Source organism: Acetobacter sp. KSO5, from assembly GCF_044094635.1.
Lineage (GTDB): Bacteria > Pseudomonadota > Alphaproteobacteria > Acetobacterales > Acetobacteraceae > Acetobacter > Acetobacter cerevisiae.
Map to the genome: position 1 here is coordinate 559503 of NZ_CP172014.1, position 23917 is coordinate 583419.

16 protein-coding genes and 1 riboswitch are annotated in these 23917 nt (G+C 60.7%); of the genes, 13 read left to right on the forward strand and 3 right to left on the reverse strand.

The genetic code is table 11. From position 1 onward, the window contains the following. Positions 1 to 142 precede the first annotated feature (142 nt). A complete protein-coding gene (locus ACHQGU_RS02505; RefSeq protein ID WP_395495755.1) occupies positions 143 to 1186 on the forward strand; it encodes a glycosyltransferase family 61 protein in 1044 nt (347 codons plus the stop codon). A gap of 59 nt (positions 1187 to 1245) precedes the next feature. Here ACHQGU_RS02505 and ACHQGU_RS02510 read toward each other — a convergent pair whose 3' ends face one another. Continuing rightward, the gene (locus ACHQGU_RS02510) at positions 1246 to 3396 is read right to left on the reverse strand and encodes a TonB-dependent receptor (protein ID WP_062250207.1); all 2151 of its coding nucleotides are present in this window, start codon (positions 3394 to 3396) and stop codon (positions 1246 to 1248) included. 647 nt (positions 3397 to 4043) lie between these two features. Between ACHQGU_RS02510 and ACHQGU_RS02515 the strand changes: the two genes are divergently transcribed. Beyond that, complete coding sequence (locus ACHQGU_RS02515) at positions 4044 to 5129, forward strand: phosphatidylinositol-specific phospholipase C1-like protein (protein WP_395495756.1); 1086 nt, start codon at positions 4044 to 4046, stop codon at positions 5127 to 5129. A gap of 98 nt (positions 5130 to 5227) precedes the next feature. On the opposite strand, the gene ACHQGU_RS02520 is transcribed toward ACHQGU_RS02515, so the two are convergent. Next, positions 5228 to 7456 carry an FUSC family protein gene (locus tag ACHQGU_RS02520; RefSeq protein WP_395495757.1) on the reverse strand — a complete coding sequence of 743 codons (2229 nt, stop codon included), beginning with the start codon at positions 7454 to 7456 and terminating at the stop codon, positions 5228 to 5230. 22 nt (positions 7457 to 7478) lie between these two features. After that, complete coding sequence (locus ACHQGU_RS02525) at positions 7479 to 7901, reverse strand: MarR family winged helix-turn-helix transcriptional regulator (RefSeq protein WP_395496365.1); 423 nt, start codon at positions 7899 to 7901, stop codon at positions 7479 to 7481. 488 nt (positions 7902 to 8389) lie between these two features. On the opposite strand from ACHQGU_RS02525, the gene ACHQGU_RS02530 reads away from it, so the two are divergent. The 11 genes from ACHQGU_RS02530 to ACHQGU_RS02580 all read left to right on the forward strand — a co-directional run bounded on the left by ACHQGU_RS02530 (position 8390) and on the right by ACHQGU_RS02580 (position 23802). Continuing rightward, the gene (locus tag ACHQGU_RS02530) at positions 8390 to 9025 is read left to right on the forward strand and encodes a sorbitol dehydrogenase family protein (RefSeq protein ID WP_062250107.1); all 636 of its coding nucleotides are present in this window, start codon (positions 8390 to 8392) and stop codon (positions 9023 to 9025) included. A 19-nt stretch (positions 9026 to 9044) separates the two neighbouring features. Then, positions 9045 to 10682 (forward strand): GMC family oxidoreductase, encoded by a 1638-nt coding sequence (locus ACHQGU_RS02535; protein ID WP_062250105.1) that lies wholly within the window; start codon positions 9045 to 9047, stop codon positions 10680 to 10682. Positions 10683 to 10983: 301 nt separating this feature from the next. After that, positions 10984 to 12273 (forward strand): cytochrome c, encoded by a 1290-nt coding sequence (locus ACHQGU_RS02540; protein WP_062271488.1) that lies wholly within the window; start codon positions 10984 to 10986, stop codon positions 12271 to 12273. Positions 12274 to 12644: 371 nt separating this feature from the next. Then, positions 12645 to 13877 (forward strand): MFS transporter, encoded by a 1233-nt coding sequence (locus ACHQGU_RS02545; protein WP_062250103.1) that lies wholly within the window; start codon positions 12645 to 12647, stop codon positions 13875 to 13877. Positions 13878 to 13895: 18 nt separating this feature from the next. Further along, a riboswitch (cobalamin riboswitch) is annotated at positions 13896 to 14156 on the forward strand. A gap of 156 nt (positions 14157 to 14312) precedes the next feature. Then, complete coding sequence (locus ACHQGU_RS02550) at positions 14313 to 14735, forward strand: DUF1636 domain-containing protein (protein ID WP_063907084.1); 423 nt, start codon at positions 14313 to 14315, stop codon at positions 14733 to 14735. Next, the gene (cobW, locus tag ACHQGU_RS02555) at positions 14732 to 15796 is read left to right on the forward strand and encodes a cobalamin biosynthesis protein CobW (RefSeq protein ID WP_062143794.1); all 1065 of its coding nucleotides are present in this window, start codon (positions 14732 to 14734) and stop codon (positions 15794 to 15796) included. The genes ACHQGU_RS02550 and cobW overlap by 4 nt, the downstream gene beginning before the upstream one ends. A gap of 17 nt (positions 15797 to 15813) precedes the next feature. Continuing rightward, complete coding sequence (cobN, locus tag ACHQGU_RS02560) at positions 15814 to 19350, forward strand: cobaltochelatase subunit CobN (RefSeq protein ID WP_395495758.1); 3537 nt, start codon at positions 15814 to 15816, stop codon at positions 19348 to 19350. Further along, positions 19347 to 20798: a cobyrinate a,c-diamide synthase gene (locus ACHQGU_RS02565; protein WP_395495759.1), complete on the forward strand. Its 1452-nt coding sequence runs from the start codon at positions 19347 to 19349 to the stop codon at positions 20796 to 20798. Before cobN ends, ACHQGU_RS02565 begins: the two co-directional genes overlap by 4 nt. Before the next feature lie 111 nt (positions 20799 to 20909). Beyond that, positions 20910 to 21599, forward strand: coding sequence for a histidine phosphatase family protein (locus ACHQGU_RS02570; RefSeq protein WP_082779361.1), 690 nt, complete (start codon positions 20910 to 20912; stop codon positions 21597 to 21599). Beyond that, the gene (gene cobO / locus ACHQGU_RS02575) at positions 21596 to 22222 is read left to right on the forward strand and encodes a cob(I)yrinic acid a,c-diamide adenosyltransferase (protein WP_395495760.1); all 627 of its coding nucleotides are present in this window, start codon (positions 21596 to 21598) and stop codon (positions 22220 to 22222) included. The genes ACHQGU_RS02570 and cobO overlap by 4 nt, the downstream gene beginning before the upstream one ends. A 14-nt stretch (positions 22223 to 22236) precedes the next feature. Continuing rightward, a complete protein-coding gene (locus ACHQGU_RS02580) occupies positions 22237 to 23802 on the forward strand; it encodes a cobyric acid synthase (RefSeq protein WP_395496366.1) in 1566 nt (521 codons plus the stop codon). The last annotated feature ends 115 nt before the right edge of the window (positions 23803 to 23917 follow it).

A 23917-nucleotide genomic window follows, 5' to 3' on the forward strand; every position in this document is an offset into this window, starting at 1 on the left:
CGCTGCCCACCGGAATGGCTGACACGTTGGGCCAGACTGTTGCAGAAAGGCCGTTAAACCCGCATCAGAGTCTCTCGGCCGGGAAAGAGGGGAGAGCACAAAAGTGGACGTGGTGGATATCCAGAGCCTGCACAGAGTGCCCGTGGCAGACGTTCCCTCTCCGGCGTTTGAACTTGCTCCCCCCCGTGTGCTCAACCCGTCTACTATCCCGCCGCATATTCTGGACGCCATGCGGCCCGGCTGGTTTACCGGCGCGTTTCCCGCAGGCTCTGTGCGCCTGACCAAGCTGTTTGATGTGTATGTCACGCTGGAAGGTCTGGTGTTTACGCGGGACAAAAAGCTGGTGCAGCAAAGCATCGCCCAGCACACGTCGGAAGAATGTGCGCAGGGGCTGGCCCAGATCCTACAGGCCGAGCAGGCGCAGACCGTGCAGGTGGTTACTCCGTCTTCCCTGCTGCTCCGCAAACGCGGGGAGCAGAATTACGGGCACTGGATGGTCGAGCTCCTGCCAAAACTCTGGCTGGCAGAAGAGTATTTGCCCCTTTGCTCTCTTGTTGTGCCGCGCCTGAGTGGCAATTTTGCCCGCGTGCTGCGGGATAGTGTGGCGCTCAGCACGTCCTTTGTGGCGCTCTACCATGAAATGGGCGTGCAGGATGTCGCCTTTTTCAAGGAACTCGTGGTGGTGGATGGCCTGACCAATCACGGGGTTTACATGTCGCCGCTGGCTTTCTCCCGCACGGATGACATGGTGGCCCGCGTGCCCGGCGCACAGGCCCGCAGGCTGTATCTCACGCGCAAAAATCGCGGCAGAACCATCAGGAATGAAGAGGGCCTGATCGCCTTTTTGCAGGAACAGGGCTTTTTGTGTCTGGACCCCGCAGAACTGACCCTTCTGGAACAGATCAAGCTTTTTAAAAATGCGGACTGCATTGTGGGCGTGATGGGGGCAGCGATGACCAACATCATGTTCTGCCGCAAAGGCACCAGAATTATCAATCTGGCACCGGGGAACATGCCGGATACGTTTTTCTATTTTATCGCCGGGCTGCGCGGTCTGGACTATTACGAAATCCGTGGAAAACTCTGCACGGAAACCGAAAGCTGGGATAGCCCGTTCGAGATTGAACGGGACCATCTGGCGCATGTTCTGAGTCTCGGCCCACAGGGAAACGCTGTCTTAGGGTAAAGCAGAACCAGCAGGCGGTCTCCTTTTTTAAAAGGATGAACGCCTGCCGAGAGCGCGGCTTAGTAGCTGAAGTTGATAAAGCCGCCGATGGTGCGACGGGCATCGGGGGAGGTGTAGTGCAGATACCCTGCCGTCCCGTAAAGCTGGTAGCCGGTGGAGAAATACTGGTTGAACATGTTCCGCACATACAGCCCAACCTGAAGGCGCTTGTTAAGCGGCAGCAGGCTGACGCGCAGGTTGACGAGGCTATAAGCCGGAACTTTTGAATAATCAGGCTGCCCGGTTACGGTCCATGTCGTGCCACGATAGGCGTAATCAAGATGCGCCTGCACGCCAAGGTGCGGTGTCAGGTCATGGTGGTAGTCAATAAAGGCATTGGCGGACCAGACCGGCGCATTGGTCAGGCGTGTATTGGTATAATTGGCTTTTGTGCTGGCGACGTAGTCCGTAAAATGGGCGTCCGTAAAAGAGACGGAGCCAGAAAGCGTCAGATCCGGAATCGGTCTGTAGGCAACATTACCTTCCACACCCTGACTGACCAGCCCGCCGGCATTCCCGATAGCACTTGTCAGAATAGTGGTGCCATTTCCTGCCGGAACAGGGGTCAGGACAGTCGCCTGAAAATCGGTAAAGTCTTCACGGAACACGTCCATGTTCAGACGCAGCTTATGGTGCATCCATTCAGACTTCATGCCGACTTCGTAGGATTTGACGGTTTCCTTGTGGTAGGGGTCGTAATTGTTCCCCACAAAAGCGATGCCTGCCGGTTTGTAGCCCGTGGAGAAGGTAAAATAGGCCATGACATTGGGGTTGAAGTGGTATTCAGGCGAAATCCGTCCTGAGAAGTTCTGCCCCGTCATCTGTCCCCACGGGTAAACAGGTGCGTTATGCGTCGGGGTAAAGGTTGGATTATAGCCCGTGACAGCCTGAGCATCCGTATTGATAAAGCTCAAACCCTGAGAATTCTTGTCATGGGTGTAACGCCCACTGATCGCAATATCAAAGTGGCGGGAAATATTGAACTTCAACTGACCAAAGGCGGCCAGAGACTCATTGCGGGACTGGAAAAGAGAGGTATTCCCACTCTGCCCGACCGCACCGGAGTTGTTATACAGGTTCTGTGCCGGAACCCCGTCAACATAGAGCGGGTCTCCTGCCGTGCCCCACTGATACTGTGTCTGGCGGGCATCAAGGCGGTTGAAGAACCCACCGGCCAGCCATTCCAGAAAATGCCCTTTGGGGGATGAAAAACGGATTTCATCGCTGAACTTGCGTGTCGTCAGGCTGCCAAAGTTATAGGGATAATAAGCAGAGACATCGAGCGGAACCAGATCGACCGGCGTGTTGTTATTATAGAGTGACTGGCGCCACGCACTAATAAAGTTGAGGTCATTTTCGCCAATTTTGGTGTGGATCTTCAGAGCCGCACCATATTCTTCTGAAACAATATTGCCATAGATGGGGTCAGCCGTGTCCGCGTTCTTTGCATTGGGATAGATACCCAGAGAATTGAGTTCAGATGTCACTGCGGCACTCTGCCCACCCACAGGGGTCCGCACGCTGCTATCCCAATGGTGGGCGTAATCGCCCTGCAGGGTAATATCCAGATTATCCGTGGGTTCGACATAGAATTTGGCACGGCCACCATATTCATTGGTTGAGCCGACCAGCTTGTTCAGCACCACATTGCGGCCAAAGCCGTCCTGCGCATTGTCAAAACCGGAAATACGGAAAGCGGCCTTACTGCCCAGCGGAATATTAACGGTTGCATTGAGAATGCGTTCGTTATGTTCACCATAGCTGGCGCTGGTGCGGGCTGTCAGTTTGTTCAGTACCGGTTTTCCGGTTGTCACGGCAATCACACCAGAGGTGGAGTTCATGCCAAACAGCGTACCCTGCGGGCCCATCATGATATCAACATTGTTGATATCCACCATGCCAATCATCCCGTTGGCGCGCTGGGCATCCATCACAACATCATCCACCACCACGCTGACGGACTTTGCATTGGAAAAGTCAAAAGACTCGCTGCCAACACCACGGATCTGAAAAGCGGCACCCTGTGTTGGGTCATACTGCACGCCGGGTGCCAGATATTGCAGGTCGGTCAGGGCGGTATAACCAGCGTTTGCAAGCGTTTTGCCATCAATGTGCTGGATGGAAATCGGCACATTCTGGTTGTTTTCTGCCCGGCGCTGGGCTGTCACCATCACGGATTCCAGGCCAGACTCTGCATGGTCCCCAGACTTTTTTGTGACCTTGAGAGTGCGGGGCGGCGCGGCCTTATGGGGGGCCTGTCTGGGTTTATGCTCCGCAGGTTTGGCGCTCTCTGTTTCCGCCCATGCCTCGCATGGAAGGACGATGCCGCAACACAAAACAAACTTAAAAAGTGTTTTCTTCATAAGGAAATTTTTCCGGGACATTCGTGGAACAGCACCAGCTGACTGCGGCATACGGACATGGTTGTGGGCATCCTTCAGTCATAGGAATTTCGAATGATTCACCCCTTACAAAGATTCACGCCCCGGCAAAAGAATGATTCCTTGTTCGTAATATAAGTTTCACAAATGCTTCTCGATTTGTATTTGTCTTATCCGGGTTAAAAAATGAAATTTATTTCATAGAGTCTGTAGATAATGGTTTGTGAAATAAATATGAAAAAGAGGAGTGGTTTCTTTACTTCCTGCGCCCTCATTCTTATTCCATGCGGGCCATCGGCCTCCCATAGACAGAGTCCGTTCTCATCCTGCTGAAATGGGACATTTCCATGAAACCGGTTTTTTGTGCGTTTCCTGCGCTCCTCTGTGCTTTTTCTGTTTTGTCAGCCCCCGCAAGTTTTGCTGACGACACCCTCAAAATGAACCAGATTCAGGTGATCGGCACGCACAACAGCTATCGGCGCAGCCTCTCTCCCACTACACTCGCCTGGCTGAAGAGCCAGTCGGCAGAGATGGCAAACGCGCTGGATTATCAGCACGGGTCATTGAAATCTCAGCTCGACGGCGGTGTGCGCCAGCTTGAGATTGATATTTATGCAGATAGTTCGGGCAAACGTTACGCGCACCCGCGCGGCGTGGCGTGGGAGAAAAAGGCAGGCTTCACCCCGGATGCGGACCAGAGTGATGCGACCGATAAGCAGGGCACAGACTTCAAGATCATGCATATTGTGGATATTGATCAGCGGTCCAGCTGTGAGCCTTTGCGCCAGTGTTTGACGATGATCAAAGAATGGTCAGACGCACATCCCAATCATCTTCCGCTCTATATTGATCTGGAAACCAAGCAGGATGTACCGCTGCCCGGCGGCAAGCTCCCCTTCACCCAGCCCGAGCAGTTTACCAAAGCGACTTATGACAAGCTGGATGCGGAACTGCTGTCCGTCTTCGGTCGGGAGAATATTCTGACCCCGGATGATGTGCGCGGTTCCTACGCCACGCTGGAAGAGGCTATTTTAAAACGTGGCTGGCCTGCTCTGGCCTTTGGGCGAGGCAAGGTTGTGTTCACGTTTGACCGCCCGCATGATACGGCGCGTTATGTGGATGGGCACCCGGCGTTGCGTGGCCGCGTTGTCTTTACCAATGGTCGCCCCGGAGACCCGGATGCTGCGTTTACGGAAGCGAATGAAGGCTTTGTCGGGCGCTCCGGTAACGGCAGCGCTGCGGTTGATAATACTGCCGCTCTCCAGAATATTCAGTCTCTTGTTAAAAAGGGTTATCTGGTCAGAACCCGTTCAGACGCCAATACGGTAGAAGCCCGACAGGGGGATGTGACCCGGCGGGAGATTGCGTTTCAGTCCGGTGCGCAGATCATCAGCACGGATTATCCCGCTTTTGAAACAGCGCCGTGGAACAACTACACTGTTGCCTTCCCCGGTGGTGCTGTTGCGCGCTGCAATCCTGTCAACGCGCCTGCCACTTGTTCTGCGGCTGATGTGACAGAGTAAGGCGCACCATCGCTTAAGCCGGTAACAAGAAAAGGTAATGCTGCGGCCCTGTGTGGAACTGTTACACAGCCGTCGCAGGATGCCCCTTGGCGGTTTGTTTACCCAAACACCACATGCCGCTGCGGCACCATGGCAGAAACAGGCGCATCCGCACCCGGCATGTCTGCCGTAAGTTGCAGTGGGCCGTGGCGGTCAAAAAAGCCCGGCACGGAGCGGATGATATAGGCCGCCTGTTCAAGACAGGACACAACACGGTCTCGCGCCAGTGCGGTGCCGGGGTGGTCAGGGATAGCGCTGATTTTCTGCGCGGCAAGGCTCAGGCTGGCTGCTGTTTCCAGCGGGGCGCGATGCAGGTGGCGGAAGGCGCCCAGAGCCTCTTCCAGAATGTCATGGGTCTGGCCATCGGGCAGGGTGTGGCCTGCGTTCCAGCGCAGCCGGACAATCAGCCGCCCGAGGGAGAGAGCGGCAAAGGCGGCATCTGTATAGCCCCGGCGGTCCACGTTGTCTGTCAGAAAGGAAAACCGCATCATCATCCGGGAGATTTTCTGAATCTGGAATCCTTCCCATGCCACCCACATCACCTTCCGGTTCTGCGGAGCAAGGGCCAGACGCTGCACACTGCGGGTGAGGGAGGAGACCAGCCGCGCCGCATCCAGCCGATGGTTTGCAGGCAAGATTACCCGGAAGACCAGCACCAGCAGAACGCACGCGACCGCCATGGTCATCCAGTTGTTGGTCAGTGTCAGGTCGTCATAGGTAATCGGGTTATTTACGGCGAGCATCATGGTGAAAAACACCGCATAGCCAAATGCACCAATGCTATAGCGTGGGTGGAACTGCAACCACACACCGGGCAGCAGAAACAGGCAGATGGTCAGCCAGAGCAGCGGATAACCATCAATCTGCGGCAGGCCGAGCGTGTGGCATAAAAAGCTGGCGGGAATGGCAAGGGCCGTGCCGCAGGCCATCAACGGGCTGGTTTTTGCGGCAGAGGGCGTTGTGGACAGCAGGCTGGAAGCCGCCACCACAAACAGCATGAGCATCGGCCCGGTGCTCCAGTGCAGCACGTACCACATCATCCCGGCCAGCAACGCAATAAACATGCCGCGTGCGCCGTTACGCAGCGCCATGGGCCATTCCAGATAGGGGCGCAGAGGCATGCGCGCACGGGTCGGGCGGCGGATCGTCAGGTCATGCAAGGCCTGATCCAGCTGCACCAGCACATCCCGCGTATTGTCCAGCGAGGCCAGAACGGTGGGGGATGTCGTCTGCTGTTCCAGCCGCTCCAGCGCATGCAGCGTGGTGCGGATGCAGGCGGAAATAGGTTTGGGGTCGTCCTGCCAGCTCGGCTTTTCCGTCAGTTCCAGAATGCGCGTTAGCGTGGCAGCCACTTCCTGATGCACCGCGCAGGAGGCCCCGTTGGCCAGAGAGAGGTTCAGCCAGTAGGGGTGGTATGTCACAATCAGCCCGGTCAGGCGGCTCAGGCCAATGCGCAACCGGTTGACGCGGGCCTGCATGTCCCGGTCATCAGCCGCGGCATATTCAATGGCGGGGCCAAGGCCGGCCATGCGGGCCAGCAGGCGGCTGCGGCTGTCATAGAGCGGTTGCGGCAACGCGCGGAAAGACGGGGCAGGGGCTGCGGTTTCCAGACGCTCAATCTGTTCCGCTGCGTGCTCCGTGGCGGCTGCCGTTGTGGGGTGCTGGCTTTCCGCTGCGTGAAAGGACAAGGCATGGCGGACTGTTTCCCGGAACGCATCCCCCAGCGCACTTAACACCCTGCCAGGCTTGCGCGGGGAGGTCAGCATGAACACAAAGGCAGTCGTCACAACGCCGGTTGTCACAGCAGAAAGCCTCCCCATGGCTGCCAGAAAGATATGCTCCGGGTTGGCAAAAGCCGGTGCGGACACAATCACAATCGTATAGCCCACCAGCACGGCGGCATAGGCGCGGAACAGCCGCAGGAAGGTGGCGACCATACAGGCCAGCCCCACAAATGCGGAAAGCGCTGCAAAATACAGCACCGGAGACTGCACAAAGGCGGCCATCACGCCCACGCTGATGGACGCGCCAATCACCGTGCCAATGACACGCCACACGCTTTTGGAAACCATGGCCCCCACCGTGGGGTTTGCCACAATCAGCACCGTTGTGGCCGCGCTCATGGGGGACTGTAGCTGGAACATAAAGGCCAGAAACAGTGCAATGCCAATGCACAGGAACACCCGCGCCGTATAGGCGGCGGTGCCCAATGTGGCCTGCCAGCGCTCATCCTCTGCAAACATGGCGGGTATCAGGCGGCGGAGTGTGTCTGAAAAACTGTTGGACATGGCGCAGGCTATTCCGAAGGCCTTAAGAGGCCAGAGAGTGGGCGGTGGTCAGAAGGGCATCCATGCGGGCCAGAAGGCCCTGCGTATCCTGCGCGGTCATGCCCTGCTTCATGCTGTGTTCCACCTCTCCTGCAACCTTGTGGAACAGAGCGCATTTTTCCCGCCCCGCTGGGGTCAGGCTCAGACATTTGGCGCGGCGGTCCTGCGCATCCGGCGTGCGGGAGAGCAGGCCTTCCTTTTCCAGAAGGTCCAGCACCCGCACCAGGGCGGAGCAGTCCGTGTCCATCACCAGAGCCAGATCCCGCTGGGTGGTGCCTTCGGGCATCATCATCAGATACGCCAGAGGCCGCATGACCGCCACAGTCATGCCGTGCGGGCGCAGGGCGCGTTCCAGCCGCGTGCGCCACACCGCTGCCAGCCGCATAACGCGGAAGGTGAGCGCCATGGAGTTGAACGCGGAATCATCCAGAGCCGGCAGGCCGTGCTGGGTCACCAGAAACCTCTATTTTGTTAGGGTGGGAATATTTGACATGTAAAATATATTGGTAGCAATATAACAGACGCCGCAGGCCGGTCAATACGGGCTACGTCTTTGTAATATTCAGAAAAGTGTGAGGCTCATCAGTCCGGCCGGGGAAGGCAATCAGGGCCGCAGTCGGAGTTCAGAGGGCGTCATGGCCAGAATAACCCTGTGCAGGCGGTCAAAACATTCTGAACAGAAAACAATGCGCCTGCAAAAATGGCAATAATATGTATTCTATTTGAGAATAAATATCATTTTGAGGAAATCCGGAAAGGCGGGAATTTCAGGCTGGATGCCTGCCGGGTACGTCATTATAGACTTTACCCCTGATGAAATAACAAAAAGGACCATGGCTCATCTGGGCCGATGGTCTGCCCGGTTATGTACAAACCTGTGGAAAAGGACTGACCATGAAGAAAGACTGGCCCTGCGTGCCTGTCAATCTGCAAAATGTCTCGCCCAATGCTATGAGAATGGCAAGACTGATGCGGATGTCCCGGCGCGATATGCTGATGACGGGCATGGGCGCTGCCGTTACGTATGGTGTTGCCAGCGGCATTGCCGGTGCGGAGGAAACGCAACCCAGCCCCGCATCTGGCGCGGACCCTGTGGCCACGCAGTTCATGGCGGTCTCTCGTTTGCTGACAGATCGGCCCACGCTGGATCTGCGTATCGGGAATGCCATCTATGCAGGAATTGTGCAGAGCAGTGCCGACCGGCAGGCGCAGATCAGCAAATTGCATGATCTGATGGGCTCCGGGCAGTTCACCAGTGCCTCCGCATTTGCTGCGGCGGCGGAGAAGGCGGACCCGGCTCTGAAGGATGTCATCCACGATATTATGACCGGCTGGTATCGCGGTGTGGCGGACGGCAAGGTGGTGGTCTATCGCTCCGCCCTGATGTTCGACATCACGAAGGACGCCATTTACCCCAAGACCTACGCCACAGGCGGCCCGTTCTACTGGACCACCCAGCCGCCGGAAGTCGACCGTCCCACAGGGCATCCAGCCCTTTCACCCTCTAAATTCGTCGTAGAACCGACCTGAGAGCGGGAATATCAGCCGTATGCCTTCTGAACAGACTCTTTCCGCCGATGTTGTCATTGTCGGGTCCGGTGTTGCCGGGTCTTCCATTGCCAATGAACTCGCGCGTGCCGGAATTTCCGTCATTGTGCTGGAAGCAGGCCCCCGTGTGGACCGCCAGCATTTTGTAGAAAACTTCCGTAATCTGGAAAACAAGCCCTCTTATCAGGGACCGTTCCCGGCTGTGCCGTGGGCCAGACATCCGCCAAACCAGATCACCCCGAACGATTACCTGCACACCTCCGGCCCGAATGCGGAAGCGTATCAGCAGGTGTACCTGCGTATGATGGGCGGCACCACATGGCACTGGGCCGGGTGCGCATGGCGTTACCTGCCGTCCGACTTTGAGCTGAAAACCCGCTACGGGCAGGGGCGTGACTGGGCTTTGAAATATGAAGACCTGGAACCGTTCTATTATCAGGCGGAAGTGATGATGGGCGTCTGCGGGCCGGACCCGGCCAAGGAAGACCTCGGCTCTCCGCGCAAGCAGCCGTACCCGATGGAAGCGCTGCCCATTTCCTACGCCGCGCAGCAGTTCCGCAAGCTGATTGACGAGAAGACGCCCTGGCGCGTGGTGCATGAGCCGCAGGCCCGTAATACCCGCCCGTATGACAGCCGTCCGACGTGTGAAGGCCACAATAACTGCATGCCCATCTGCCCCATCGGGGCGATGTATAATGGCAGCTATTCCGTGTACCATGCCGAGGCCGCCGGGGCGAAGTTCATCCCGAACGCTGTGGTTTATAAAATCGAGCGTGACAGTGCGAACAAGCGCGTGACCGGTGTGCAGTATTATGACCCGGACAAAAACTCACACCGCGTAACCGGCAAATACTTTGTGATTGCCGCGCATTGTATTGAAACCGCCAAACTGCTGCTGGTCTCCGCTGATGAGCAGAGCCCGGATGGTGTTGCCAACAGTTCCGGGCATGTCGGGCGGAACATGATGGACCATACCGGCGTGCAGGTGACGTTCATTAGTGGCGATAAAGCCCTCTGGCCGGGCCGTGGTCCGCTGGAGACGAACGTGATCGACAATTTCCGTGATGGTGACTGGCGGAATGAGCGCGGCGCGTATCTGGTGCATATGGTGGATGACAATCAGGTCGATTTCGCTACCCAGATGGCCATTTCCAAAGGCTATGTCGGGCGGGAGCTGGAAGAGCAGATCCGGTATCTGTCCTCCCACACCGTGCGTCTGTTCAGCCATAACGAGGCGCTGCCCGACCCGGATAACCGCCTGACGCTGAGCAAGACCAACAAGGACATTCTCGGCATTCCGCACCCGGACGTGTATTACAAACTGCCGGAATACACCGTGAAAAGCTGTGAACACACCCGCAAGGTGTTCAAGGAGCTGATCGGCCTGATGCACGGCACGGATGAGGAATGGACCCCCGGCTACTTCCCGCAGGACCATCCCTCCGGCAGCACCATCATGGGCACGGACCCCAAGGATTCCGTGGTGGACGGCCATTGCCGGACGCATGACCATGAGAACCTCTTTATTGCCAGTTCCTCAGTTTTCTCAACCGTGGGCACGGGCAACATCACTCTTACGGTCGCAGCGCTGGCGCTGCGTGTTGCAGATACGCTGAAAAAAGAACTGCTTCATGGCTGATTTCAGAACTCTCCTCTGTTCCGCACTCGTTGCCGGAACAGCCCTCGGTGGCGTGGCCCTTGCTCCGGTTGCTCTGTCTCCGGTCGCGCTGGCTCAGTCTGCGGATAAACCTGCCGACAAGCCTGCCGCACAGCCTGCACCAGCCCAGCCCACGGTGCCCGCACCTGTGGCGGAAGAGGGCAAGCCTGCCGCCGGGTCCGATGCCAAAACATCTGACCACAGCCCAACCTCTCAAACCCCGGCTCCCGCCGGGGAGGCTGCAACGCCTGCAAACAGCCAGTCCGCAGCAACCGGGGCTGCCATGGCGCCGGCTTCCGGCACAAATGCCGCGGCCCAGCCGGAAAGTGCGGATGCAGAACTGGCGCGTGGTGCGTATCTCGCCACAGCGGCAGACTGCGTGGCCTGTCATACCAAACCGGGCGGAAAACCCTTTGCGGGCGGCCTGAAAATCGCCACCCCGATGGGTGATGTGGTTGCCACCAACATCACGCCGGACCCGCAGCACGGTATTGGGTCTTATACGGAAGCCGACTTTGAAAATGCGCTCCGTCATGGCGTGCGCAAGGACGGGTCTTACCTGTATCCGGTTATGCCGTATGTGTCTTACGCCGGCATGACGGATCAGGACGTAAAAGCCCTGTATGCGTGGTTCATGCACGTGGTCAAACCTGTTGCGGAATCCCCGGAGGAGACAAATCTCTCTTTCCCGGCCAGCCTCCGTTCAGCCATGATGGCGTGGAACTTTGTCGCCAGTAAGGAAACGCCGGAAACGGGTGATTCCAGCACGTATGACACGCTGCGTCGTGGCCGCTATCTGGCCAATGCGCTGGAACATTGTGGCACCTGTCATACTCCGCGTAACTTCATGCTGAGTGAAAAGCAGGACCATTATCTGGCTGGCGGGTCACTCGGCACATGGTATGCCCCCAACGTCACCTCCAGCAAAACCGGTGGTATTGGTGACTGGAGCGAGGATGATCTGGTGGCTTACCTGCGCAGCGGGCATGTGGCCGGTCGTGCTCAGGCTGCTGGTCCCATGGCCGAGGCCGTGGAGCACAGCACCAGCCACCTGACGGATGCGGACCTGCACGCGCTGGCCGCCTTTATCCTGAAGGTCGCGCCGATGGATGATGATGCCGACCATACCGCGCGTGACGCTGCCGGTAAGGCAGCAGAAATGCCCGACATCCGCACCAAAGGCCCGCAGCGGATTGATGATCTGGCGGAAATGGATGGCCCGCACATCTATGATGCCAACTGTTCCGCCTGCCACGGGCATGATGGCGCTGGCACGAAGGACCATTACGTGCCGTCGCTGTTCAACAACTCCACAGTGGGGGCCGGGCGTCCGGACAACCTGATCATGACCATCCTCAAAGGGGTGGATCGCACGGCAGGCACGGAACATGCCTTCATGCCGGGCTTTGATGGTCAGTCCAACGTCCAGCGTCTGAGCGATGCGGAAATTGCGGCCCTGACAAACTACATCACGGCCACATTCGGCACCGGCGACCATCAGGTGACGCCGGAACTGGTCAAAAGTCTGCGGAAAGATACCCCGGTGGTCAATCCGCTGGCCAAAGGCAAATAAGGTAACCTCAAGACAGGCCGGACCATTCTTCAAGGGTCCGGCCCCTGATTCGGGTTGGGAAGAGGGCAGGGGATTGCCCGGTTGCCCTCTTCCTCCCGCCTCACCCCCTCCCGTCACAAAATTGTCTTCCTTCCCACCCGGTGGCTGGCATGGGGCAGGTGCGCCCTCCGGCATGTGGCCTGTGGGGCATTTCCCCAGCTTTTCCGCGGCTGCTGGCGTGGCCGATCTGAGCAGGGGCGGGTTTCGTAAAACCCGCCAACCTCACTCTCCTGTTCACGAATTGTTGCAGCGGTTTTTTAGGGGAAGATTTTTAGAAAAAATACGATATGGACACCGCCCTTTGACGAACGCTTTGAGCAAGGGTGAAAACAGTGTTCAGCACGCTTTCTGTTTCAACACGGATCGGCCTTGTCGCGCTGTGCGCGGCAACCTTTACGGCTATCACCAGTGAGCTTGCTCCCGTTGGGCTTCTGCTGGATATGGCGCGCGCTTTTAACATCAGCACAGGCCGCGCCGGGCTTGCTGTCAGCGCCTATGCGCTTATTGTCACGGTGGCCGCTGTCCCGCTGACGGTGCTGACCGCGCGCGTCGAGCGCAAACGTCTGCTGCTTATCGCCCTTTCTGGGTATGTGGTCTCCAACCTGATTTCAGCCTTCGCGCCCACCTTTGGCATCGTGTGCTTTGGCCGCGCGATTGGCGGGGGCGCGCATGCGCTGCTCATGTCCATGGTGTCCGCCTACGCGGCCCATCTGGTTCCTAAAAAACTGACAGGCCGGGCCATCTCTTTTGTGTTTGGCGGGTCTTCCATGGGGGGCGTGCTCGGCGTGCCGGGAACGGCGGCCATCAGCCAGTTGGCGGGCTGGCGCGTGGCCCTTATGGTCGTGGCGGGTCTGGCTGCGGTCCTGACGGTGCTGATTGCGGTTTGTCTGCCCCCAGTCATCAAACCCGCCGGGCGTCCGTCCGGGCCGTATAAGGTGCCGCGTGAGTCTGTCCGGGCTTTTGCGTGGGTAATCTCGGCCAATGCGCTGTTTTTTGTCGGGCATAACGTGGTGTACACCTACATCGCCCCGCTGCTGATGGCGCATGGCCTGCCGGAAACCTCCGTCAGTGTGGCGCTGCTGTTTATCGGGGTGTTCAGCCTGTCCGGCCTGTGGGCGTCCGGCCTTATGGTGGACCGCTGGCCGCGTGTGGGGGTGCTGGCCTCGGGGGCTGCTATTTCGCTGGGGATTGGGCTGCTGGGCGGCCAGTTCATGCCAGCGTGGGGTGGCGTGGGTGTCGCGGCTCTGTGGTGCGCGGGCTATGCGTCCATCATTCCGTTCATGATGTCCGGCGCCATTCGCGCCCGTGCCACCACGGCGGATACGGCCGGGGCGGCCATCAACAGCACCAGCAACCTTGGTATTCTGCTTGGTTCCGCACTGGGTGGGCAGTTGCTGGCGGTGTATGGGGTCAGCGTTCTGGTGCCGGTGGCTCTTGGCGTCTGTGCGCTCTCCATGCTGGTCATTCTGCTTAGCGGTAATGCCTTCCCCGCGCATCTGGGCGAGCATGAGGATGAAGAGGCGGCGGAACAGGTGTGTGCGGAACGCGGTCCGCTCATGACTTGAAAAATACCCCGGTTATGCGATGCTCAGCCGCATGATGGTGTCCCGCAAGGGATGAAAAGGGAAGAACGGTGCGCAGCTTCGGCTGCAAGGCCGTCGCTGCCCCCGCAACTGTAAGTGATTGCATGGTCCGCTGTGGGCCTGCCCCCTCAACCGGGCAGGTCCATGCCACCGGCCCCCACCGGGCCGGGAAGGCAGGCAGACCCGCAGACTGCATGGTTAACCCCCGCGCAGACCTGCACGACACAAGCCAGGAGACCTGCCATCATCCGTGCGCCTTTTGGGGCGGGCGGTTGTTTGAGGTGTCGTGTCCGGCGGGGTGCCCGGAAGGCGAGGGTGCGCCGCGCCGCGCATCACTCCTGCCCCGGCAGGAGCACCAGTTGTGCACTCCGTTTAAGTGCTGTTCCGCATGGGATGGTGCCTGATCGGGAAAATTTTATGCCTGCGTCTGTTACGCACTCCGCCTCTCCCCCATCATCTCCTCCTGCTGCGGCAGAAGGCCCGGTGCTGCATGTCTGCACCACCTGCCGCCGCGGTGGCCCCGCCATGGAGCATCCTCCGGGCGCACAATTGCTGGACCGCCTGCAAACGGTGCTGGAGGCCAGCCCGCAACCCATCACCCTGCGTCCCGTTGCCTGTCTGGCTGCGTGTGACCGGGGCTGCACAGCGGCCATCTCCATGCCCAACCGCTGGACCTGGCTGCTCGGCCATCTCGGGCCGGAAAAAGCGGAAGATCTGCTGGCTTACGCCAAACTTTACGCAGCCTCTGCCAAAGGCACGGTTATGCCTTCCCGCCGCCCGGCCTCACTGTCTGATATGATTCTGGGCCGCGTGCCCGCAACCGAACAGGACCCGTCATGACCGGTTTACCCGCCCGCGTTCCCGTAACCATCATCACCGGCTTCCTCGGGGCCGGAAAAACCACGCTCCTGCGGCACATTCTGCAAAAAGCGCAGGGCCACCGCATTGCCGTGGTGGTGAATGAATTCGGCTCTCTGGGCATTGATGGAGAAATCCTGCGCGGCTGCGGTGTGGAAGGCTGCCGGGAGGATGATATTGTCGAACTCACCAATGGCTGCCTGTGCTGCACCGTGGCGGATGATTTCCTGCCCACGATGGAAGCCCTGCTGGACCGGGCCGACCCGCCGGAACATGTGGTGATTGAAACCTCCGGTCTCGCCCTGCCCAAGCCGCTGCTTAAGGCCTTTGGCTGGCCCACCGTGCGCAGCCGCATGACGGTGGATGGCGTGATTACGGTGCTGGACGCCCCCGCCGTGGCCTCCGGTCGCTTTGCGGATGACCCGGAAGCCGTGGCCAAACAGCGCGAGGCGGATCCCTCACTGGATCATGACAACCCTCTGGCCGAAGTGTTTGAAGACCAGCTCAACGCGGCAGACCTGATTGTGCTGAACAAGACCGACCTGCTGGACGCCGCCCAGTTGGACGCCGTGGAAGCCGAGATCAAAAAGCTCTGCCCGCGCCCCGTGCGGATTATCCGTGCGCAGGATGGCAAGGTGGACCCCGCCGTGCTGCTGGGCCTTGGTGCCGAGGCCGAGGCAGACCTTCAGGCCCGTCCGTCCCACCATGATGCGGAAGATGGCGAGCATGAGCATGATGATTTTGAAAGCTTCGTTGTCACCGTGCCGGAGCAGCTTTCCGTCGAACGGTTCCTGACACTCTTGCAGGATGTCGCCGCCCGGTATGACGTGCTGCGCATGAAAGGCTTTGCCACCGTGCAGGGCAAACCCATGCGTCTGGCCGTGCAGGGCGTGGGCACACGCTTCCGGCATGAGTTTGACCGCCTGCTGACCCCGCAGGACGCCCGCACGGGCCGCATTGTGGTCATCGGTCAGAAGGGGCTGGATGAGGCCGCCATTACGGCAGCCCTCGCGGCAGATGCCGCCGCAACCACCGCCGGTTAAACAGGCAGGACCGCCCTATGCACCTCCTTGTTCGGGAAAACAGGACGCTTGATGAGCAGGATGAGGCCGAAGACCTCGGCCTGCCGCCTGCGGATCTGGTGGTCCTCTCCTTTACGGAGAGCGATCTGCTCGGCCTGCTCCACGCGCAGGAGCGGCTAAAGGCCGAACACGGGGCAGAGGGGGCACCGCCGTCTCTTCAGGTCACCAGTCTGGCCCGGTTGCGCCACCCCATGTCGGTGGATCTGTATCTGGAAACCACACTGGCGCAGGCCCGCTGTGTGGTGGTGCGTCTGCTGGGCGGTCTGGATTACTGGCGCTATGGCGCGGAGGAACTGGCCGCATGGTGCCGGGAGCATAAGGTACCGCTGGCCCTCCTGCCCGGTGAGGCCATGCGGCAGGGAACGAGTGCCTCAGTCCCCATGCAGGATGATACCCGTCTGGCGGACCTCTCCACCGTTCCTGAAGAAATCCGTAATCGCCTAAACGGATTTTTTCAGCATGGTGGAACCCGCAATATGGTGAACGCCCTGCGCCTGATGGCCGGTCTCGCCGGACAAGGCCCGGATGAGGGCGCGCAGCCGGAGCCTCTGCCGCAGTGGGGCCTCTATCGCACCGTGACAGGCGTTCCGGTTGTAAAAGCCACAGCCGCAGACGGGATTGATCGGGAGGCCACCCGCCTGCCGTCAGGCCGTGTCATGCGGGCCACGCTGGTATTTTACCGCGCGCATCTGATGGTAGGGGATATCGCCGCACTGGATCTGCTGGCCGAAACCCTCGCGGCGCAGGGTTGCACGGTGGAGATGCTTTTCGTCACCTCGCTCAAAGATCCAGTCGTCGCCAAAGGGGTTGCAGAGGCACTGAGGCGGTCAAAACCGGATATCCTGCTCAACGCCACGCTGTTTTCCTCCAGAAACCCGCAAGGGGACTCTCCCCTCACCGGGGCGGATGTGCCCATTCTGCAACTGCTGCAACCGGGGGCCACGCAGGCGGTGTGGGAACGCAGCCCGCGCGGTCTCTCCCGGTCGGATCTCGCCATGCAGGCGGTGCTGCCGGAACTGGATGGGAGTATCGCCACCCTTCCCATTTCCTTCCGCGCAGAAGCACCCCCCGGTCTGCCTGCCGCCCGCGTGCCGTATCTGCCCGGCATCCGCCAGACGGCAGACCGTGCGCTGGCATGGGCACGTTTGCGGTATCTGTCCCCTGAGCAAAAGCGCGTGGGCATCATCCTGTCCGATTATCCGGGGGCAGGGCTCACGCAGGAAACCGGGCACGTGGCTCACGCTGTCGGGCTGGATGGGTTCGCCAGTCTGGCTTCCATCCTCACCCTGCTGCGGGCGGAGGGGTATCAGACGGGTGCAGCACCTCTGCCGCAACCGGAACAGCTCGCGGCCCTGCTGGCGCAAAGTGCCCCCCGGCCTCTGTTCTGCGTCGCCACCTATCGTGCTCTGGCCGCCGGGCTGGATGCTGCATTTATGGCTTCCGTTACACAGGCATGGGGAGAGCCGGAGCAGGACCCGTGTGTGCAGGACGCCACATTTCACCTGCGGGCAATAGAACTGGGCCATCTGACGCTGGCCGTGCAACCGGACCGGGGGCGGCAGGCCGACCGCAAAGCCCTGTATCATGACCCGGACAGCCCACCCTGCCACGCCTATGTTGCGTTCTATCTCTGGTTGCGCAGTGTGCGGCGGCTGGATGCGCTCGTGCATCTGGGCACCCACGGCACGCTGGAATGGCTGCCCGGCAAGGCCGCCGCGCTGTCCGCCTCCTGCGCGCCTGCCGTGCTGACGGGGGATCTGCCGGTTATCTACCCGTTTATCGTCAACAATCCGGGCGAGGCCGCCACAGCCAGACGCCGTCTGGGCGCTGTCACCATCGGGCACATGACGCCCCCGGTCATGCAGGCAGACCTTTCCTCAGATATGCAGGCGCTGGAACGGCTGATTGACGAATATGCCGAGGCCGATGGTCTGGACCCGCGCCGGGGTGCGCTGCTCCGTAAGGATATTCTGGAAAAAGCATCCCGCACCGGCGTCCTTTCAGAAAGCGGTGTCCGCCCCGGTGAGGACGATGAGGCCGAAGCGCTGGCCCGTCTGGACGCTTATCTCTGTGACGTAAAAGATCTGCAAATCCGGGATGGCCTGCACGTGTTCGGCCAGAACGCGCCGAAGGCCGACACGCTCGCACAGGCTATTTTTCAGGCATGCAGGCCTCAGGATGAGCGTATTCAGAGCGAGGCACAGACCTCTGAAAAGCAAAGGGCTTTGAAAGAAGAGATTGCAAACCGCATCAACCAGAGCGGCCCGGCGGAAGCACAGGCGCTTCTGGCCGCCCTCGCTGGCCGGTTTGTCACACCCGGACCCGCCGGAGCCCCCACACGCGGGCGGCTGGATGTGCTGCCCACCGGGCGCAACCTGTTCACGCTGGACCCGCGCGCACTCCCCACGCCCTCCGCTATGGTTCTGGCAGAAAAAATGGAAAAGCTTTTGCTCACACGGCATTTGCAGGAACAGGGCGAACCGCTGACCCGTCTGGTCATGGACCTGTGGGGCTCAGCCAGCCTGCGCACGGGCGGCGAGGACATGGCCCTCGCCCTCCGCCTGATGGGTGTGGAGATCAAACGGGCCGAAGGCACGGGGCACGTCACCGGGTTTGAAGTTATCCCGCTGCCCGTGCTCAATCGCCCCCGCGTGGATGTTACGCTGCGTATCTCCGGCCTGTTCCGCGATGCCTTTCCCGATCAGATTGCCCTGTTTGATCAGGTTGTCAGCGCCGTCGCCAACCGGCGAGAGCCGCCAGAATGGAATCCTCTGGCCGCCAGCGCCAAAGGTCTGGACGGTGAAGCCCGCACTCGTGCCACTGCCCGCATTTTTGGCGCAGCGTCAGGCACCTACGGCACCGGGGTGGAAGAGGCTTTGCAAACCGGCACATGCGCGGATCAGGCCGCTCTGGGCAAAGCCTGGCTGGAAGGCTCCGCATGGACCTATGGCGGCGGGCGAGACGGCGGGCAGGACGCCGCTGCACTCGCCACCCTTCTGGGGCAGGCGGATGCCGTGCTGCATGTGCAGGACCACGCGGAGACTGACATGCTGGAAAGTCCGGAAAACGCCGCTCATGAAGGCGGTCTGGCCGCAGCGGCAGCAACCCTCGGGGCCAGCCCTGCGCTGTGGCATGGGGATACCTCGCGCCCGGACAGGCCCCGCCTGCGCGCCACCGCGCAGGAAGTGACGCGCATTGTGCGCGGGCGGCTGGCCAACCCGCGCTGGATTGAGGGCATGCAGCAGCATGGCTACGCAGGCGCTGCGGAACTGGCCCGCGGGCTGGATGCCCTGCATGGGTTTGCCGCCACGCTGCCGGAGCGGTTTGACCAGCAGTTCGATATGGTTTTTGCGGCCACATTGGGGGATGAGGCGTGTGATGCCTTCCTCCAGCGGGAAAACCCGGCAGCGCGTGAGGCCATGCGCGCCCGCTTTGCCGATGTCTGGCAGCGTGGCCTGTGGCACCCGCGCGGCAACAGCGTGGCGCAGGTTCTGGAAAGCGGAGAACGGGCATGAGCGTACGCGCTATCATGGTGGCAGCACCCCGGTCCGGCGGTGGGAAAACCACGGTCACGCTGGCCCTGCTGGCGGCCTTCCGGCGGCGGGGTATCCGGGTGGGCGCTGCCAAGACCGGCCCGGACTATATTGACCCCGCCTTCCATGCCGCCCTCACGGGTCGCCCCGGCCTCAATCTGGATAGCTGGTGCATGAACCCGGCCCTGCTGGCCGCAACACTGGAAGCCGCCCGGCAGGATGTGGACCTCGTGGTGGTGGAATCCGCCATGGGCCTGTTTGACGGATTAGTCGCCCCCAATGGCGCGCGCGGTTCACCGTCCGATATTGCCGCCCGCTTCAATATTCCCGTGCTGCTGGTGCTGGATGTGTCCGGGCAGGGCCAGACGGTGGGCGCGGTGGCGCATGGCTTTGCAACATGGCAACCGGACGTGCAGGTGGCCGGTGTGGTGCTCAACCGCGTGGCGTCCCCGCGCCATGCCAGACTGACGGAAGGGGCCATTGAGGCGGCTGGTCTGCCCGTCTGTGGCACATTGCTCCGCCAGCCCGGCACACCCCTGCCGGAGCGCCATCTGGGGCTCGTGCAGGCCCGCGAACATGACGGTCTGACCGACTGGCTGGAAGATCTGGCCGACAAGGCCGAACGCGAACTCAACCTCGACGCCATTCTTGCCACGGCCAGACCCCTGCCAGAAAACCTCCTGCCAGATACGCTCTTACAGGCTCCGAATAGTCAGTTTACCCCCCTAAACTCAGCCATCTTACAAGGCTCCAGTTCGGCTCCTATTCAGGCGCTCCCCCCCGGCGCTCTCCCACCTCCCGGCCAGCGTATCGCTCTCGCGGATGATGCCGCGTTCTCCTTCCTCTACGGGCATCTGGCGCTGTTCTGGCGGCAGGCCGGGGCGGAGCTGGTGCCGTTCTCACCACTGGCGAATGAAGCGCCAGACCCGTCCTGCGATGTGTGCTGGCTGCCCGGCGGCTACCCCGAACTGCATGCAGGCCGACTGGCGGCGGCAGAGCATTTCCGGCAGGGGCTGGCCCGCTTTGCGCAAACGCGCCCGGTGCATGGGGAGTGCGGGGGCTTCATGGTGCTGGGCGAGGCGCTGGAGGATGCGCAGGGCACCCGCCACCGCATGACGGGTCTGCTGGGCCACGTAACCTCCTTTGCGCGGCGCAAGCTCAATCTGGGCTATCGGGAGGCTACGCTGCTGGCGCCCTCCGTGCTGGGGCAGGCGGGCACCACACTGCGCGGGCATGAATTCCATTATGCAACAGTGGTGGAAGCGGGGGCGGATGCACCGCTTGCAAACCTACGGGCCGGAGACGGCACAGACCTCGGTCCATGCGGTGGGCGCAGAGGCGCTGTGTCGGGTTCATTTTTCCATGTGCTGGCTTGTGGTCATCCGGCCTCGCCCCCACATTCTGGCTGGTCTCATACCGGGTCTTCGTGAAATGCACGGAGCCGGGCGGGACGGTGCTGCGTTGAAAAGCGTGGTTTACAACAGCAGAGGTGTCAGGGCAGGGGTTATAAAGACCGGCCGCTTCTGGCTGAGGAGAGAAAAATGGCGCAGTCTTTCCCTGTTTTATTAGTGCGCCACGCACCCGTCATGGTGCCGGAGGGCGTGTGTTACGGGCGGCAGGATGTCGCCCTGCGCCCGGGGTGGGAACGGGTCACGTCCGGGCTGGCTGTGCTGGCACAGGGCGCAGTCTGCCGGGTGCTCTACAGCTCCCCCGCAGAACGCTGCCAGCAGATGGCGCGTAAACTGGCCGCTTCCACAGGGATGGACTTACGAATCGACCCCCGGCTGGCAGAAATGGATTTTGGGGAATGGGAAGGTCAGCCCTGGCAGGATATTGATCGCGGCCTGCTGGACGCATGGGCTGCGGACCCGGAGGGCTTTGTGCCACCGGGCGGGGAGAGCGGTCGTGCCCTCTGCCGCCGCGTTCTGGCCTTCTGGCAGGATGTGCAGCAGGCCGGCACACCTGCCTGTGTGCTGTCTCACGGCGGCCCCCTGCGGGTGCTGAGCGCACTGGCGGCTGGCACTCCCCCCGCCTTGCTGGCTCCCTCCATGCCGCAGGGTTTTGCGCGCCTTTTTATGGTCAATGGACCGGCCGGGCTTACGCCAGAGGTTGGAGCTGATGAACCGGCTCTGGCTCCCGTCGTGCCCCTCTGGCCGCGTGATGCCCGCCGCACACCGGCTGATGTCAGCCTCACTTTTCCCAAAACTGATACAGGACAAACCCTCACATGACCTCTGCCGCGCCGTCCTCTCCGGAAAGTGAAGCCGCCCGCCATCGCGAGAAAATGCAAAAGCGCAAGGCTGTGCAGGATCAGGAAGTCGCGGGCAAGCAGATCGAAAAAGGTTTGCTCATGGTCCATACCGGGCCGGGTAAAGGCAAATCGACCGCCGCCTTTGGGCTGGCCCTGCGCACGGTCGGCTATGGCCGTCGCGTGGTGGTGGTGCAGTTTATCAAAGGGGCGTGGGATACGGGTGAACGCCGGGCGCTGGACCGGTTTGAGGGCCTTGTGGAATTCCATGCTCTGGGCGAGGGTTTTACGTGGGAAACACAGGACCGCGCGCGGGATATTGCCGCCTGCCAGCAGGCATGGGCCGTGGCGAAGGAGGCCCTCTCCCGCCCGGATGTCGCCCTTGTGGTGCTGGATGAACTCAATATCGCCCTGCGGTATGATTACCTGCCGCTCCCTGAAGTTCTGGCAGCTTTTGCGGCCCGGCCCGAGGGCCAGCATGTGGTGGTCACAGGCCGCAACGCCAAACCGGAGCTGATTGAGGCGGCGGATCTGGTGACGGAAATGACGTTGGTCAAACACCATTTCAAAAATGGCGTCCGCGCCCAGCAGGGAGTGGAGTTTTGAGCGCACGCGTTCTCATGGTGCAGGGAACAGGCTCAAGTGTCGGAAAATCAACTCTGGTGGCAGGTCTGGCGCGGGCGTTTACCCGGCGCGGCCTGCGGGTGCGGCCCTTCAAACCGCAAAACATGTCCAATAATGCCGCTGTTACCGCAGAGGGCGGGGAAATAGGCCGCGCACAGGCGTTGCAGGCGCGGGCCTGTGGTGTGCGGCCCACGGTGGACATGAACCCGGTCCTGCTCAAACCCCAGGGCGAAACCGGGGCGCAACTGGTCGTGCGCGGGCAGGTGCGGAACAGCCTTGGCGCGCGGGATTATCAGAAACGTAAAGACACCCTTCTTCCTGTTGTGGTCGAAAGTTTTCAGCGCCTTGCAGACCAGGCGGACCTTGTTCTGGTAGAAGGTGCTGGCTCCGCATCGGAAATCAACTTACGCGCCCGCGATATTGCCAATATGGGCTTTGCAGAAGCCGTCAACGCCCCCGTGGTTCTGGTGGGTGATATTGATCGCGGCGGCGTCATCGCCAGTCTGGTGGGCACACAGGTTGTGCTGCCACCGGAGGACGCGGCCCGCATCAAAGGCTTTATCGTCAACAGAATGCGCGGCGATATCTCATTGTTTTATGATGGTATGGACTTCATAGCCCAGCGCACCGGCTGGACAGCCCTCGGCCTTGTGCCGGACCTGCCCGCTGTCCGCACTCTGCCGGCAGAAGACGCCGCCGATTTGCTCACCAATCTGACAGCCCGCCGCACCACGCCCCCTGTGTACATCTCTGTGCATAACGGGGATGATAACGCGCAGCGCCCTTTGCGCATCGCCATTCCCCTTCTGCCCCTCATTGCGAATTTTGATGATCTGGACCCGCTGTGTGCAGAACCGGGCGTGCAAATTCTCCCCGTGCAACGTGGGCAACGCCTGCCGGAGTGTGACCTCGTTTTGCTCCCCGGTTCCAAAGGCACCTTGGCGGACCTCGTAACTTTCCGGGCGGAAGGCTGGGCGGAGGATCTCACAGCCCATCTGGCCCGAGGCGGCCATGTCATGGGCCTGTGCGGTGGCTATCAAATGCTCGGCCAGACTGTCGCAGACCCACACGGCACGGAAGGCCCATCCGGCGCAGCCCCCGGCCTCGGCCTGCTGGCCGTGGAAACAGTGCTGAGTGACGATAAACATCTGGAAGACACATCCGGCACCGTTGCAGGCACACAAGCCCCGGTGTCCGGTTATGAAATGCACATTGGCCGCACCACTGGCCCGGACCGCGCCCGCCCGTTACTGGTTTTAAACGGCGCAGGGGAGGGGGCCATCGCCGCCAGCGGGCAGGTTTACGGCACGTATCTGCACGGCGTGTTCGGCCACCGCGCGGCCCGCATGGCCCTGCTGGCCCGTGCAGGCGGGGCTGCGTTCCGCCCCGGTGGGATCTGGTATGAGGCCAGCCTGCCGGAGCATCACGATACCGTCGTAGAACAGGCGCTCGACAGGCTGGCAGACCATCTGGAAGCCCATGTTGATCTGGATGCGCTTCTGGCCCTGGCCACAGTGCCAGACTACAAAACGCTCACGCCCCAAGAGAGCTGTTTTTCCTAAGCGTTTACGCCATAAAAAAACGCGGCCTTCTCTGTAAAAAAAGAAGACCGCGCTCAAAACGCTAACCAATAACAGGCCTGTTTTCCGATGTCTGGCGCTCAGACCTGCCTGTATC

Excerpts from the sequence above, each read along its gene's own strand:
- ACHQGU_RS02510 (WP_062250207.1), bottom strand. The coding sequence starts at position 3,396 with ATGGTGACAGCCCAGCGCCGGGCAGAAAACAACCAGAATGTGCCGATT.
- ACHQGU_RS02515 (WP_395495756.1), top strand. The coding sequence starts at position 4,044 with ATGAACCAGATTCAGGTGATCGGCACGCACAACAGCTATCGGCGCAGC.
- ACHQGU_RS02520 (WP_395495757.1), bottom strand. The coding sequence starts at position 7,456 with ATGTCCAACAGTTTTTCAGACACACTCCGCCGCCTGATACCCGCCATG.
- ACHQGU_RS02525 (WP_395496365.1), bottom strand. The coding sequence starts at position 7,901 with ATGGCGCTCACCTTCCGCGTTATGCGGCTGGCAGCGGTGTGGCGCACG.
- ACHQGU_RS02530 (WP_062250107.1), top strand. The coding sequence starts at position 8,390 with ATGAAGAAAGACTGGCCCTGCGTGCCTGTCAATCTGCAAAATGTCTCG.
- ACHQGU_RS02535 (WP_062250105.1), top strand. The coding sequence starts at position 9,045 with ATGCCTTCTGAACAGACTCTTTCCGCCGATGTTGTCATTGTCGGGTCC.
- ACHQGU_RS02540 (WP_062271488.1), top strand. The coding sequence starts at position 10,984 with ATGGCGCCGGCTTCCGGCACAAATGCCGCGGCCCAGCCGGAAAGTGCG.
- ACHQGU_RS02550 (WP_063907084.1), top strand. The coding sequence starts at position 14,313 with ATGCCTGCGTCTGTTACGCACTCCGCCTCTCCCCCATCATCTCCTCCT.
- cobW (WP_062143794.1), top strand. The coding sequence starts at position 14,732 with ATGACCGGTTTACCCGCCCGCGTTCCCGTAACCATCATCACCGGCTTC.
- cobN (WP_395495758.1), top strand. The coding sequence starts at position 15,814 with ATGCACCTCCTTGTTCGGGAAAACAGGACGCTTGATGAGCAGGATGAG.
- ACHQGU_RS02565 (WP_395495759.1), top strand. The coding sequence starts at position 19,347 with ATGAGCGTACGCGCTATCATGGTGGCAGCACCCCGGTCCGGCGGTGGG.
- ACHQGU_RS02570 (WP_082779361.1), top strand. The coding sequence starts at position 20,910 with ATGGCGCAGTCTTTCCCTGTTTTATTAGTGCGCCACGCACCCGTCATG.
- cobO (WP_395495760.1), top strand. The coding sequence starts at position 21,596 with ATGACCTCTGCCGCGCCGTCCTCTCCGGAAAGTGAAGCCGCCCGCCAT.
- ACHQGU_RS02580 (WP_395496366.1), top strand. The coding sequence starts at position 22,237 with ATGGTGCAGGGAACAGGCTCAAGTGTCGGAAAATCAACTCTGGTGGCA.